Origin of the sequence: Buttiauxella agrestis, assembly GCF_900446255.1 — a bacterium.
Taxonomy (GTDB): Bacteria; Pseudomonadota; Gammaproteobacteria; order Enterobacterales; family Enterobacteriaceae; genus Buttiauxella; species Buttiauxella agrestis.
The window spans coordinates 2,623,109-2,637,858 of sequence record NZ_UIGI01000001.1; the positions used below are offsets into that span (position 1 = coordinate 2,623,109).

The following is a 14,750-nucleotide window of genomic DNA, read 5'->3' on the forward strand; positions in this document are numbered from 1 at the left end:
TTAAGAAGTAAAACTGCACCACCTAATAAAATGCATCAAAAATAGATTTTTAAAAATTGAAAAAGATATTTTTGGATGAATAAACGAGAATCGTTTACCCACCCAATAATACTTAGAACGTCGCCCAATTATCGTCTTCGTCTATGATGGCGCGAGATGTCTGAGAGGGTTTCTTCGGTTTTACAACGGGCACTGACACGCTCTGAGGCTGGTTATTCAGGCGGAAAATCCCCACCGCTGCGGTCAAGCGTGCGGCCTGTTCTTCCAGGGAGTTTGCCGCCGCAGAGGCTTCTTCCACCAACGAAGCATTTTGCTGCGTCACGTTATCCATCTCGTTTATCGCGATACCAACTTGCTCTATGCCACGGCTTTGTTCATCAGACGCGGCGGCGATTTCTTGCATAATATCGGTCACACGACGCACAGCCCCAACAATGCCGGTCATGGTTTCACCCGCATTAGCCACCTGTTTTGAACCGTTTTCAACTAACGATACCGACTCGCTGATCAGCCCTTCAATTTCTTTAGCCGCCTGGGCACTGCGTTGTGCGAGGGTGCGTACTTCCGTTGCCACGACCGCAAACCCACGCCCTTGCTCACCGGCTCGCGCCGCTTCTACCGCCGCATTCAGGGCCAGAATATTGGTCTGGAAGGCGATGCTATTGATGACCGCCGTTATCTCAGAAATCTTTCTCGAACTGGCAGAAATATTATTCATGGTCCTGACCACGCCGGAGACAATACGCCCGCCGTCGCTGGCTTTATGCGAGGCTTCTTCCGCCAGTTTTGTCGCATGATGGGCGTTATCGGCATTTTGCTTCACGGTAGCGGTTAACTGCTCCATGCTGGCGGCGGTTTCTTCAAGGGCCGCCACTTGTTGTTCGGTCCGCGCCGACAAATCCGTATTCCCCGCCGAGATTTCACTGGTGCCCTGATAAATCGCTTCGGCCCCGTTGCGCACCGCTCCCACGGTGTTCACCAGCGAAACCTGCATCTCCTGCAAATTCTGGTTCAGCTTGCCAATTTCGCTGTTACCAAAAGATTGCGGAGCCAGGGTTAAATCGCCCTGCGCAATATGTTCGATGCGTGTCGCCGCTTGTTGCAGCGGTTGCACCACCACGCGACGCAGTACGACAAAAGTGAAAATAGTTAAGAACACCGCCAGAGCGAAAGCACCTGCCATCAACATGACGCTCAGATGTGAACGTGTCTGAGCCTGGTCTTTCAGCGCTTCGGCGCGGTCCGTTCGAATCTGCGCCGCTTGCACTAATACCTTGCTGTAATCAGCATCCAGCTTGCGGGCTTCTTCGTTTTCATGGTTGATGATGGCCTCGAACATACCGTTTTTGGCATATTTCATCATCGGCGCCATGCCTTTATTCAGGTAATCGTCGAATCGGGTGCGCAGCTGGCTATCCAGCGCGTCCCCTTCTTCGACTTTATCCGCACGCGCCATATAAATATCGAAACTGGACTGCGCCTGCTTAATCAGGCGATCGGCCTCGGCGATATTAAATTTCATATCCTCCATGTCAGCCACGCGCCCTGCGGCACCCGCATGAATGATATTTAAACGTGCACTGCGCAGATTCGCGGAGCTGTCCGAAAGACCAATGCGCACCTGGATTTCATTGGTGACGTCTTGCAGCGCTTTATCGCTCTGAATCAGGAAATAGCTCGCCATGCCCACGCATAAGGCGAAGAGGATTAAGATCCCCGCGAGTATTGAAGTAAATAACGGCACAAGGCGAATGTGATGCCAGAAACGAACGGAGGTTGTTGTGTTTGCCATATCCTTGGTTTCTCTTCTTATGTAGGGAGTTTGCTGTAAAAAGGTCATCGGCCTTGAGAAACAAAAGGTTGAGCAAAAAGTTGTCGTTTTGTGGCGGGGTTAACAAATCGATAGCAAAGAGTTAAGGCGATCACACTTAGCCATGGTTTTTGTAAGGCTTACATCGAAGTTAAACAGGAGTAAACTATATGTAACAGTAAATGGCGTAGCCGCGTGCGGTCGCCCACAGGACAATGAATAAGCGTTATGAAATTTAAATCTGCCATTAAACCCTATCATGCCGCGGCGGGCGGCTGGGGTTCACTCGAAGCCACCACTCGTTTTGTTATCGACAGCAAACACGCCCTGAAAAACCTGCGCAATCTGATGCGCATGAATAAAGCCAAAGGCTTTGACTGCCCTGGCTGCGCGTGGGGTGACGATAACAAAAGTACTTTTAGCTTCTGCGAAAATGGCGCAAAAGCGGTAACGTGGGAAGCGACTCGCCGCTTCATCGACCATGAATTCTTCGCGCAACACAGCGTCAGCAAACTCTATCAACAAAGCGATTATTTCCTTGAATATCAAGGGCGAATCACTGAACCGCTGCGCTATAACCCGCAAACAGACCATTACGAAGCCATCAGTTGGGATGAGGCATTCGCAGTTATAGCCCAGCATATAAAGGCAATGGATCACCCCAACCAAATGGAGCTGTACACATCCGGGCGTGCCAGCAACGAAGCCTCGTATCTGTATCAGGTATTCGGGCGCATGACAGGCACCAATAACTTCCCGGATTGTTCGAATATGTGCCACGAAGCCAGCGGTGGCGGTCTGAAGCGCAGCATAGGCGTCGGCAAAGGCACCATTCATCTGAACGATTTTGATAAAGCTAACGCCATTTTCGTGTTTGGCCAAAACCCTGGCACCAACCACCCGCGTATGCTGCACAGCTTGCGTCACGCCGCTGAAAACGGCGCGCAAATCGTCACCTTTAATACCCTGCGCGAACGAGGGCTTGAGCGTTTTGCCGATCCGCAAAAACCGCTGGAAATCGTTACGCCTCTTGCTGGCACCATCAGCACTTATTATTACCAGCCGAATTTAGGCGGTGATATGGCCGCCATTCGCGGCATGGCGAAAGCCCTGTTGGAAACGCATCGTCTGCGACTGGAGAACGGTGAAAACGGTATTTTTGACCAGCAATTTATTGATGAAAACACGCACGGCGTTGAGGCCTGGTTTGCCGAAATCGACAACACGACCTGGACGCACATTACTCATCAGTCGGGTTTAAGCGAGCAGCAATTGCGCGATGCCGCCAGCATCTGGCAGCAGGCCGAGCGCGTGATCTGCACCTGGGCGATGGGGATTACGCAACACAAACATTCGCTGAATACGGTGCGCGAAATCGTCAACCTACAACTGCTGGGCGGCCATCTGGGTAAACCTGGCGCGGGTCTTTGCCCGGTGCGCGGCCACAGTAATGTGCAGGGAAATCGCACCATGGGGATTGATGAAAAACCCTCAGCAGCATTACTTGATAGCCTCGCGGCCCATTTCGATTTTGAACCGCCACGCAAGCAAGGCCATAACACCGTTGAAGCCATTGCTGCGATGCTGCGCGATGAGGTGAAAGTTCTTATTGCTCTGGGTGGCAATTTAGCCGCTGCCGCGCCGGACAGTCCGCGCACTGAAGAAGCGCTCCAGCGATGCGGCCTGACGGTTCATATCAGCACCAAACTGAACCGCAGCCACCTTGTCCCCGGCAAAGCCGCGCTGATTTTACCGACACTTGGGCGCACCGAGGAAGATATGCAAGCCAGCGGGCGGCAGTTCATCACCGTTGAGGACTCGTTCAGCATGGTGCATGCGTCCGAAGGTATCGGCAAACCGATTGCCAGCACACAACGCTCAGAAACCGCGATTGTCTGCGGGATAGCGAATGCGGTGCTGGGGCAAGAAAAGCTGAACTGGCTGGCGCTGGCTGATGATTACAACCTGATTCGCGACCATATCGCCGCCACCCTCCCAGGATTTAAAGATTTCAACCAGCAGTGCGAAAAACCAGGCGGTTTCTATTTGGGCAATGCCGCCGCGCAATTGCGCTTTAACACCCCGACCGGTAAAGCGGAATTCAGCGCCGCCCCGCTGCCAGCGTCACTGTTTGGTGATTTAAACGCGCCGTTTACGCTGCAAACTTTGCGTTCGCATGACCAGTACAACACCACGATTTACGGGCTGGATGACCGCTACCGTGGGGTTTATGGGCAACGCGAAGTGTTGTTTATTAACCCGGAAGATCTGGCGGAGCTTGAGTTGCGCGATGGCGACTTAGTGGATATTGAAACCGTCTGGAATGATGGTATCACCCGTAAAGTTAGCGGCTTTAAAATCGTCCCTTACAACATTCCGCGTGGCAACCTGGCCGCCTATTACCCGGAAACGAACCCATTGGTTCCTTTAACCAGTGTTGGTGATGATACAGGCACGCCGACTTCAAAATCCGTACCGGTAAAAATCAGCCGCACCGTTTCTGTTGAAAGCCAGCGTATCGCGTAAATCCCCCGTTCCTTCCCGGTCTTGTCGGATAACGCCCTGTTATCCGACCTCTAAACCCACACCATTACCTATTCGCAATAAATGCGAGATTTCTCATTAACAACTTTGCAATATTATAACGGGAGATTATGATACCCGCACAATTAACCATTTGGTTCGTTACGCGGTTTTATCATAAAGAAGCAAAAGGAAAATGCTTCGACAGGAGAACGTTATGGCAATTTACACCCCCCCACGCGGCCTGGCATTAGGGCTGTTATGGGTTCTCAGCGGGCTAATGGCGCTTATTGGCCTCGCGATTGGGATTGGCGGCGCTTACCTGGTCGCGCTCGGCGGCAGCGGGTATTTCCTGGTGATGGGCATCGTTATGCTTATTTCCGCCGTACTGATTTTGAAAAAGAAAACCTCCGGGCTGGTGCTGTACGGCGCGGCATTTATCGGCTCAATTATTTGGGCCATCAATGATGCGGGCTGGGATTTCTGGCCGCTATTCTCACGCTTGTTTACGTTTGCTGTGCTGGCCTTTCTGGCCGCGATTGCCTGGCCGATTTTGCGTGCAGCCAATAGTCATGCTCCGGTAAAAAAAGCGCCGGCTTATAGCCTCGCCGCGCTGCTCGCGATTTGCATGCTGGTGAGCGCAGGCTGGATGTTTGTGCCACAGGTACAGGTTGCGGCCAACGAAGAGGTGCCCGTGAAACCGGTAGCGCCAGGTGATGCGCAAAAAGACTGGAAGCACTGGGGTAACACCACTCACGGCGACCGTTTCGCCGCCCTTGATCAAATCAATAAAGGCAACGTGTCAGATTTAAAAGTGGCCTGGACTGCGCATACCGGGGATATCCCCCAGAGCAACGGTTCCGGCGCTGAGGATCAGAACACGCCATTGCAGGTTGGCGACACGCTGTTTGTCTGCACGCCGTACAGCAAAGTGCTGGCGCTGGATGTCGATTCTGGCAAAGAAAAATGGCGTTTTGACAGCCACGCCACGGCACCAAACTGGCAGCGTTGCCGGGGTTTAGGTTATTTCGAAGAAACCACGCAGAAAGCCGCGGCGACACTTGCTGAACCCGCGCAGCCTGTGGCGTGCCCTCGCCGCCTGTTCCTGCCAACTACCGATGCGCGCCTGCTGGCGATTAACGCAGATAACGGCAAGCTGTGCGAAGACTTTGGCGAACACGGTACGGTCGATCTCAAAGCGGGTATGGGCGAAGTGAAACCGGGTTACTACCAGCAAACGTCCACGCCGCTTGTCGCCGGGAATGTGGTGGTGGTCGGTGGGCGCGTGGCGGATAACTTCTCCACTGGCGAGCCTCCGGGCGTGGTTCGTGCTTATGACGTGCATACCGGAAAGCTGGCATGGGCCTGGGATCCGGGCAATCCGGCTATCACCGGTCTGCCACCTGAAGGGCAAACTTACACGCGCGGCACGCCAAACGTGTGGTCTGCGATGTCATATGACGCGAAGCTGGGCCTGATTTATTTGCCGACCGGTAACGCGACGCCTGATTTCTTCGGCGGCACGCGTACTGCGCAAGACGACAAATACAGCTCATCAATTGTCGCGGTAGATGCGGCAAGCGGCCAGGTGCGCTGGCATTTCCAGACCACTCACCACGATTTGTGGGACTTCGATTTACCGTCGCAGCCGCTGCTTTATGACCTGCCAGATGGTAAAGGCAGCACCACGCCGGTGATCGTGCAGACATCCAAACAAGGCATGATTTTCATGCTCAACCGCGAAACGGGTGAACCGGTCGCAAAAGTGGAAGAACGCCCGGTTCCGCAAGGCAACATTGAAGGCGAGCGCTATTCAAAAACCCAGCCGTACTCCGTCGGGATGCCAATGATTGGCAATGAAACACTCAAAGAGTCGGATATGTGGGGTGCGACGCCGATCGATTTACTGATTTGCCGTATCGAGTTCAAAGGCATGCGTCACGAAGGTGTTTACACGCCACCGGGCCTGGATCGCTCGCTGCAATATCCAGGATCGCTCGGTGGCATGAACTGGGGCAGCGTTTCCGTTGACCCGAACAACAGCCTGATGTTTGTTAACGATATGCGTCTGGGTCTGGCGAACTACATGGTGCCACGCGCCAATGTGGCGAAAAACGCCAGTGGCATTGAGATGGGTATTGTTCCGATGGACGGCACGCCGTTTGGGGCCATGCGCGAGCGTTTCCTCTCGCCGCTGGGGATTCCATGCCAGAAACCGCCGTTTGGGACGATGTCAGCCATCGACCTGAAATCCGGGAAAGTGGTGTGGCAGGTTCCAGTGGGCACCGTGCAGGACACGGGGCCGCTGGGCATTCGTATGCATCTGCCGATCCCAATCGGCATGCCAACGCTGGGCGCATCGCTTTCAACCCAGTCTGGCCTGCTGTTCTTTGCGGGTACGCAAGATTTCTATCTGCGCGCGTTTGATACCGCAAACGGCAAGGAAATCTGGAAGTCTCGCCTGCCAGTGGGCAGTCAGTCCGGCCCAATGACCTATGTGTCACCAAAGACCGGCAAGCAATACATTGTGATTAACGCAGGCGGAGCGCGTCAGTCTCCAGACCGTGGCGATTACATTATTGCTTACGCGTTGCCAGACGCGAAATAAGCAAAAAAAACGGGTGCTTTAGGCACCCGTTTCTACATTAGGTCATTACTTCACATCCACCTGGTAGAAAATGTGTTTACCAAACGGATCAACTTCATAGCGTGTCACTTCTTTGCGAACCGGCTCGAAAATCGTCGAGTGCGCAATCATCACCGCAGGCATTTGATCATGCATCATCTGCTGCGCTTCTTTATACAATTCGACGCGTTTTTCGTGGTCGCCTGAAGCACGCGCTTCAAGAATCAGCTTATCAAACGGCTGATAACACCATTTCGCCGAGTTAGAGCCTCCATCAGCTGCACGGCAGGTAAACAGCGGGCCGAAGAAGTTATCCGGGTCGCCGGTTGCCGTGGTCCAGCCCATCAGCGCCGCCTGATGCTCACCGTCTTTCACGCGTTTTAAATACTCGCCCCACTCGTAAGTCACCACTTTTGCCGTCACGCCAATTTTCGCCCAGTCGGCCTGAATCATCTCGGCCATGCGTTTAGCATTCGGGTTATACGGACGCTGCACCGGCATCGCCCACAGGTCGATTGTCAGTCCATCAGCGAAGCCCGCTTCTTTAAGCAGCGCTTTGGCTTTTTCCGGGTCGTATTCGTAATCTTTGAGCGTGTCGTCAGCACTCCACACGCCTGGCGGGAGCAGGTTTTTCGCCGCGGTTCCGGTACCACGGAATACCGCGTCAATAATCGCAGGTTTGTTGATAGCCATGGCCAACGCCTGGCGAACTTTCACATTATCCGTTGGTGCTTTTTGCGTGTTAAAGGAGAGGAAACCGGTATTCAGCCCCGCTTTCTGCATCAGGTTAATATCGGCATTTTCCTTCAGGCGCGGGAGATCTGCCGGATTAGGGAATGGCATCACCTGACATTCATTCTTTTCAAGTTTTGCGACGCGTACCGAAGCATCCGGCGTTATCGAGAACACCAGTTTGTCGATTTTTGCTTTGCCCTGCCAGTATTCCGGGAATGCGGTAAACAGAATGCGCGAGTCTTTTTGGTATTGCGCCAGGCGGAACGGCCCGGTGCCAATCGGGTCCATATCCACGCGTTCCGGCGTACCGGCTTTTAACATGTTATCGGCATATTCAGCCGAAAGAATAGACGCGAAATACCAGCCGAGATCGGCAATAAATGGCGCTTCGGGATGAGTCAGGGTGAAGCGCACCGTATTATCATCGACCTTATCAATAGCGGTGATTAATTTACCGAATTCTAAACTTTCGAAATTGGAATAGTTTCCGTTGGAAACATTATGGTAGGGATGCTTTGGATCTTTCTGACGCATAAACGAGAAAATGACATCGTCAGCGTTGAAATCGCGCGTCGGTTTAAAATATTTGTTGCTCTGGAATTTCACCCCTTTGCGTAAGTGGAAGGTATAAACCTTACCGTCTTCGCTGACATCCCAGCTTTCTGCGAGGCTTGGCTGTAACTCAGTGGTGCCAACTTTAAAATCCACCAGGCGGTTATAAACTGGCACTGCGCTGGCATCAACACTGGTGCCCGAGGTATATAACTGCGGGTTAAAGTTTTCTGGCGATCCTTCAGAACAATAAACCAGAGTTTTTGCCGCAACAGTGGAACTGACTGTGACCGCCGCTATTATCAATGCCAACTTTGTGGCTTTTCTTGTGATGTTCATGTTTGCCCTATTATTTATAATTTTCCTGACCCAGAAAGAATAACGCTTGTACAAGACAACGTAATACATAACATTAAATATCGATTGCAAACAAACGAATATAATCAATAAAGGAATAACAATGTCATCGCCGCTCGCAGACCAATTAACACAACGCTTCTTCCGCTATCTGGCGATAACCAGCCAAAGTCAGGCTGGCGCTGCCACCTTGCCGAGCACGCCCGGCCAACATGAAATGGCAAAATTACTGGCGCAAGAGTTGCGCGAATTCGGTCTGGATGATGTGGTTATCGACGAGCACGCCACCGTGACCGCCGTCAAAAAAGGCAATGTTCCCGGTGCGCCGCGCGTGGGGTTTATCACACATATTGATACGGTTGATGTCGGGCTTTCACCGGATATTCACCCGCAGGTCCTGCGTTTTACCGGCGATGATTTGTGTCTTAACCCAGAGAAAGATATCTGGCTGCGTATCGCTGAACACCCGGAAATCCTGGCTTATCCGAACGAAGAGATCATTTTCAGCGATGGCACCAGCGTGCTGGGTGCGGATAATAAATCTGCCGTCACTGTGGTGATGACGCTGCTGGAAAACCTGACGGATGATATGAAGCACGGCGATATTGTGGTCGCATTTGTCCCGGATGAAGAGATAGGTTTATGCGGTGCAAAAGCGCTGGATCTGGCCCGTTTTGCCGTTGATTTTGCCTGGACCATCGACTGCTGTGAATTAGGTGAAGTGGTGTACGAAAACTTCAACGCCGCTCATGCTGAAATTCGTTTTACCGGCGTCACCGCGCACCCGATGTCCGCCAAAGGTGTATTAGTGAACCCGCTGCTAATGGCGCATGATTTCATCAGCCATTTCGACCGTCAGCAAACACCAGAGAATACCGAGGGCCGCGAAGGCTATATTTGGTTTAACGGCATGAACACCACACAAAACGACGCAATATTGAAAGCCAATATCCGTGATTTTGACGCGCAGAATTTTGAAGCCCGTAAACAGCAATTACGCGCTGTCGCAGAAAAAATTGCCGCGCAACACCCTACAGCAAAAGTTGAAATTGCTATCAGCGACACATACAGCAATATCAGTAATGCCATTAAAGACGACCGTCGCGCTATTGATCTTATTTTCGAGGCCATGAAGGAGTTAGATATCGAGCCTAAGGTCATTCCTATGCGCGGTGGCACCGATGGTGCGGCACTTTCAGCAAAAGGGTTATTAACGCCGAACTTCTTTACCGGTGCGCATAATTTTCATTCTAAGTTTGAATTTTTGCCGTTGAGAGCGTTTGAAGCCTCTTATAACGTGGCGCTGAAACTTTGTCTGTTAGCGGCTAAATAAGTCCGGTCTTTTACAAAACGGTGGATGAATCGGCATTCATCCACCCTACAAAAAGAATAATGACTATACGCCGTTAATCGATGCCCCGCCGTCCACTAAGGACGCAGTACCCGTCACGAACGACGATTCATCAGACGCCAGCCATAATACGGCGCGCGCGATTTCTTCAGGTTTCCCTACACGTTTGAGCGCGTGCAGCCCGGTAATAAATGCCTGCGATTCCGCCGTATCATTCATATCGCGATACATATCGGTATCTACCGCGCCCGGTAAAACAGAATTGACGCGAATATTCTGCGGGCCAAATTCCGATGCTAACGCCTGCGTCAGTCCAATTAACCCGGCTTTGCTGGCGGCATACGAGGCGACTTGTGGGAACGCGAAAGAATAGCCGACGAACGTAGACGTAAAGATCACCGAGCCGCCGCCGTGTTTGAGCATTTCGGCAATTTGGTGTTTAGCTCCGAGGAAAGATCCGGTCAGATTGATGGCAACCGCATTGGCAAACCCTTCCGCTGAGACTTCAGTACTCGGTCCATTTTCCCCTAACGTCCCCGCATTGTTGAAGGCGATATCAAGACGCCCCCATGTTTGCACCGCTTTATCCACCAGCGCTTTAGCGTAGGCTTCTTCGCGCACATCGCCCGTTACGGCGACGGCCTCGCCTCCCGCAGCTTTGATTTCATCAACCAGTTGAGCAAGTTCGGCTTCACGCCTGGCACCGACGACCACTTTTGCGCCTTCAGCGGCGAACAGTTTGGCGGTGACATATCCGATGCCAGAACTGGCTCCGGTAACAATGGCAACTTTATCGGCTAATCGTTTCATGAGAGGACCCCAGTGGAGCGGTCAGAATTTGACCGCTCATGGAGTATAGAAGTGGAGCCGGGGTTACGCCGTAATCTGTTCCATCGCCTGCAAGATGCGCTTATCGGAAATCGGGTACGGTGTGCCGAGTTGTTGAGCAAAGAAGCTGACGCGCAGCTCTTCAATCATCCAGCGGATTTCCAGCACGTCGTCGTCAACGCGGCGAGCAGGCGGAAGTTTATTCAGCCACTGCTGCCAGGTTTGCTGCACATGTTCCACTTTCAGCATTTGCACCCGGTCACGATGCGGATCGACGGCCATTTTCTCGAGGCGTTTCTCGATGGCATTCAGATAACGCAGCGTATCGCCGAGGCGTTTGTAGCCGTTTCCGGTGACAAAACCGCGATACACAAGGCCGCTCATTTGCGCTTTTACATCTGACAAACCGAGCGCCATGGTCATGTCCACGCGGCCTTTCAGGCGTTTGTTGATATTGAACACCGCCGTGAGGATTTGTTCGACCTGCTTCGCAATTTCCACCACGGTTTCGTTGAGTTCTGCGCGAACTTTCTCATGCAGAGCCGCAAAACCTTCTTCGCTCCAGACCGGGCCACCGGCCTGCGCGATCAGTTTATCCACGCCGCAAGAAATGCAGTCATCAATCAAATCCATCACTTTGCCGTACGGGTTAAAGTACAGGCCGAGCTTGGCTTTATTCGGCAGCTTTTCATGCAGGTATTTAATCGGCGACGGAATGTTTAGCAGCAGCAAACGGCGCAAACCCCGCCACATCGCCTGTTGCTGTTCGAGCGGATTATCAAACAGCTTGATTGCCACGCTCTCTTTTTCATCCACCAGCGCCGGGAATGCCTTCATGCGGTAATTGCCACGTTTTTGCTCGTAGCTTTCCGGCAGTGAACCAAAGCTCCAGATGTGCAGGCCGCTTTGTTCGATACCGTCGTCTGCCACCGCCGAGAGGGTTTGCTGAACTTTGTCTTTCAGCCCCCCTTTCAACTCGGTGAGGTCTTTCCCCTCTTTGAGCTTTTTATTGTGCTCATCAACGATGCGGAATGTCATTTTCAGGTGATCGGGCACCTGATCCCAATGCCAGTCTTCGCGGTCAATGGTGATGCCTGACATACGGCGGAATTCGCGCTCTAAACTTTCCAGAAGCGGCAATTCCAGCGGCGTGGCACGGCCTAAAAACGCTTCGGCGTAGTTTGGCGCAGGCACAAAATTGCGGCGCACCGGTTTTGGCAGCGATTTAATCAGCGCAATCACCAGTTCACGGCGCACACCCGGGATCTGCCATTCAAAACCGGCCTCTTCAACCTGGTTTAATAGCGGCAGCGGAATATGCACGGTGACACCATCGGCATCCGCGCCCGGTTCAAACTGGTAAGTCAGGCGTAGCTTGAGATTACCCTGATGCCAGAAGTTCGGGTAGTCGAGCTTGCTGACCTGTTCCGCGCCCTCTTTGATCAACATGCTCTTTTCGAAATTGAGCAGGTCCGGCGTCTCTTTACTGGTCTTTTTCCACCAGTTATCAAAGTGGCGAGCAGAAATGACATCGTGCGCTATGCGCTGGTCGTAAAACTCAAACAGCGTGTCGTCGTCCACCAGGATGTCGCGGCGGCGGGACTTGTGCTCAAGTTCTTCAATTTCATTGCGCAACTTGAGATTGTCGCGGAAGAACGCATGGCGGGTCTGCCAGTCGCCTTCAACTAACGCATGGCGAATAAACAGCTCACGGCAAAGTGCCGGGTCAATCTGGCTGTAGTTCACGCTGCGGGCGGCAACAATCGGCAAACCGTACAACGTGACTTTTTCTGTCGCCATGACCGCGCCCTGCGATTTCTCCCAGTGCGGTTCGCTGTATGAGCGTTTGAGTAAGTGCTGTGCCAGCGGCTCTACCCATTCCGGGTCGATGCGGGCGGCAATCCGCCCCCACAGGCGGCTGGTTTCCACCAGTTCGGCGACCATCGTCCATTTAGGCGGTTTTTTGAATAAACCGGAGCCTGGGAAGATGGAAAAACGGGCGTTACGCGCCCCGGTGTATTCCTGTTTATCGGCGTCTTTCTGGCCGATATGGGAAAGTAAACCGGTCAGCAATGCGCAGTGAACCGAGCGGAAATCAGCCGGTTCGCTGTTAATCGGCAAGCCAAGTTCTTTCACCACCTGGCGCAACTGGGTGTAGATGTCTTGCCATTCACGCACGCGCAGGTAGTTGAGGTAATCGAGCTTGCACTGGCGGCGGAACTGGTTCGATGACAACTCTTTTTGCTGCTCGCCGAGGTAGTTCCACAGATTCACGTAGGCCAGGAAATCAGATTCTTTGTCGTGGAAACGACGATGTTTTTCGTCTGACGCCTGCTGTTTGTCCATCGGGCGCTCGCGCGGGTCCTGAATCGACAAACCGGCGGTGATGATCATCACTTCACGCACGCAGCCAAATTTCTGCGCTTCCAGCACCATACGTGCGAGGCGTGGGTCGACCGGCAATTGTGCAAGCTGACGGCCAGAAGACGTTAACTTGTAGACGCTGAGATCGGCCTCGCTGGTAATCGCGCCAAGTTCTTCAAGCAGGCGCACGCCGTCCTGAATATTGCGTTTATCCGGCGCTTCGACGAACGGGAACGCGGCGATATCGCCAAGCCCCAGGGACGTCATCTGCAAGATAACGGACGCCAGGTTGGTGCGCAGAATTTCCGGGTCGGTAAATTCCGGGCGCGACTGGAAATCGTCTTCGGAATACAGACGAATACAGATCCCGTCGGAGACACGCCCGCAACGCCCTTTACGCTGGTTTGCCGACGCCTGCGAAACCGGTTCAATCGGCAAGCGCTGCACTTTAGTGCGGTAGCTGTAACGGCTGATACGCGCCGTGCCTGGGTCGATAACGTATTTAATGCCCGGCACGGTGAGCGAGGTTTCAGCCACGTTGGTCGCCAGCACAATGCGCCGCCCGACATGCGACTGGAACACGCGGTTTTGCTCGCTATTTGATAAGCGTGCGTACAGCGGCAGCACTTCGGTGTGCGGCAGATTCAGCTTGTTGAGCGCATCCGCAGTGTCGCGAATTTCGCGCTCACCGCTCATGAAAATCAGAATGTCACCGGCGCTTTCGTGGCCTAACTCATCAACCGCATCAAAAATCGCCTGTAGCTGGTCGCGGTCGGTATCGTCGGCGTCTTCGACAATCGGGCGGTAACGCACTTCGACCGGATAGGTCCGGCCTGAAACTTCGATGATCGGCGCATTGTTGAAATGGCGCGAGAAGCGTTCCGGGTCGATGGTCGCCGAGGTAATAATGATTTTCAAATCCGGGCGACGTGGCAAGAGTTCACGCAAATAGCCCAGCAGGAAATCGATATTCAGGCTGCGTTCGTGCGCTTCATCGATGATGATGGTGTCGTACTGCATCAGCAGTCGGTCTTGCTGAATTTCCGCCAGCAAGATGCCGTCGGTCATCAGCTTGACCATGGTGTTTTCACTGACGTGTTCGGTGAAACGCACCTTGTACCCGACGCACCCGCCCGGCTCGGTTTGCAACTCTTCGGCAATACGGTTGGCCACAGTTCTTGCCGCCAAACGGCGCGGCTGCGTGTGACCAATCAGTCCTGTTAACCCGCGCCCCAGTTCCATGCAGATTTTTGGCAACTGCGTGGTTTTACCTGAGCCGGTTTCACCCGCCACGATAACCACCTGGTGGTCGCGAATGGCAGCGTAAATATCCTGTTTCTTCTGGCTAACAGGTAGGTTTTCCGGGTAGGTGATTTTAGGCCGCGAGGCTGCGCGCAGCAGAACCTTACCGGCTGCCGCTTCGATTTCCTGGGCCAGTGCATCTAACACCGCCTGTTGCGATTCAGGATTTTTCACCTTCTTCGCGCCATGGATACGGCGGGAGAAGCGTTGTCTGTCGCGTAGCATTAAGCCGTCGAGGCGAGAGAATAATGAGGACAGTGAGGGTTTTATGTTTTCCATTGCGTAGTCATCTGGGCAGCGCA

General features: G+C 53.1%; 7 protein-coding genes. 3 read left to right on the forward strand and 4 right to left on the reverse strand.

Annotation, left to right across the window (positions count from 1 at the left end):
* Nucleotides 1-112: 112 nt before the first annotated feature.
* Nucleotides 113-1,792 carry a methyl-accepting chemotaxis protein gene (locus tag DY231_RS12575; protein WP_115628721.1) on the reverse strand — a complete coding sequence of 560 codons (1,680 nt, stop codon included), beginning with the start codon at nt 1,790-1,792 and terminating at the stop codon, nt 113-115.
* A 246-nt stretch (nt 1,793-2,038) separates the two neighbouring features.
* Here DY231_RS12575 and DY231_RS12580 point away from each other — a divergent pair, with 246 nt between their 5' ends.
* A complete protein-coding gene (locus tag DY231_RS12580) occupies nt 2,039-4,336 on the forward strand; it encodes an FdhF/YdeP family oxidoreductase (RefSeq protein WP_115628723.1) in 2,298 nt (765 codons plus the stop codon).
* Between the two features lie 214 nt (nt 4,337-4,550).
* Nucleotides 4,551-6,941 (forward strand): glucose/quinate/shikimate family membrane-bound PQQ-dependent dehydrogenase, encoded by a 2,391-nt coding sequence (locus DY231_RS12585; protein ID WP_115628725.1) that lies wholly within the window; start codon nt 4,551-4,553, stop codon nt 6,939-6,941.
* A 45-nt stretch (nt 6,942-6,986) separates the two neighbouring features.
* Here the strand turns inward: DY231_RS12585 and DY231_RS12590 are convergent, their stop codons facing one another.
* Entirely contained in the window at nt 6,987-8,585 is a 1,599-nt protein-coding gene (locus DY231_RS12590) for an ABC transporter substrate-binding protein (protein WP_115628727.1), read from the reverse strand.
* A 121-nt stretch (nt 8,586-8,706) separates the two neighbouring features.
* Between DY231_RS12590 and pepT the strand changes: the two genes are divergently transcribed.
* On the forward strand, nt 8,707-9,936 hold the full coding sequence (gene pepT, locus DY231_RS12595; protein ID WP_115628729.1) for a peptidase T: 1,230 nt from the start codon (nt 8,707-8,709) through the stop codon (nt 9,934-9,936).
* Between the two features lie 63 nt (nt 9,937-9,999).
* On the opposite strand, the gene DY231_RS12600 is transcribed toward pepT, so the two are convergent.
* Entirely contained in the window at nt 10,000-10,764 is a 765-nt protein-coding gene (locus DY231_RS12600; RefSeq protein WP_034495256.1) for an SDR family oxidoreductase, read from the reverse strand.
* 63 nt (nt 10,765-10,827) lie between these two features.
* A complete protein-coding gene (gene hrpA / locus DY231_RS12605) occupies nt 10,828-14,727 on the reverse strand; it encodes an ATP-dependent RNA helicase HrpA (RefSeq protein WP_115628731.1) in 3,900 nt (1,299 codons plus the stop codon).
* Between the last annotated feature and the right edge of the window lie 23 nt (nt 14,728-14,750).

Bases quoted from the DNA above. Each gene is read 5' to 3' on its own strand.
- DY231_RS12600 (WP_034495256.1), bottom strand. From the start codon at position 10,764: ATGAAACGATTAGCCGATAAAGTTGCCATTGTTACCGGAGCCAGTTCT.
- DY231_RS12580 (WP_115628723.1), top strand. From the start codon at position 2,039: ATGAAATTTAAATCTGCCATTAAACCCTATCATGCCGCGGCGGGCGGC.
- DY231_RS12590 (WP_115628727.1), bottom strand. From the start codon at position 8,585: ATGAACATCACAAGAAAAGCCACAAAGTTGGCATTGATAATAGCGGCG.
- DY231_RS12585 (WP_115628725.1), top strand. From the start codon at position 4,551: ATGGCAATTTACACCCCCCCACGCGGCCTGGCATTAGGGCTGTTATGG.
- hrpA (WP_115628731.1), bottom strand. From the start codon at position 14,727: ATGGAAAACATAAAACCCTCACTGTCCTCATTATTCTCTCGCCTCGAC.
- DY231_RS12575 (WP_115628721.1), bottom strand. From the start codon at position 1,792: ATGGCAAACACAACAACCTCCGTTCGTTTCTGGCATCACATTCGCCTT.
- pepT (WP_115628729.1), top strand. From the start codon at position 8,707: ATGTCATCGCCGCTCGCAGACCAATTAACACAACGCTTCTTCCGCTAT.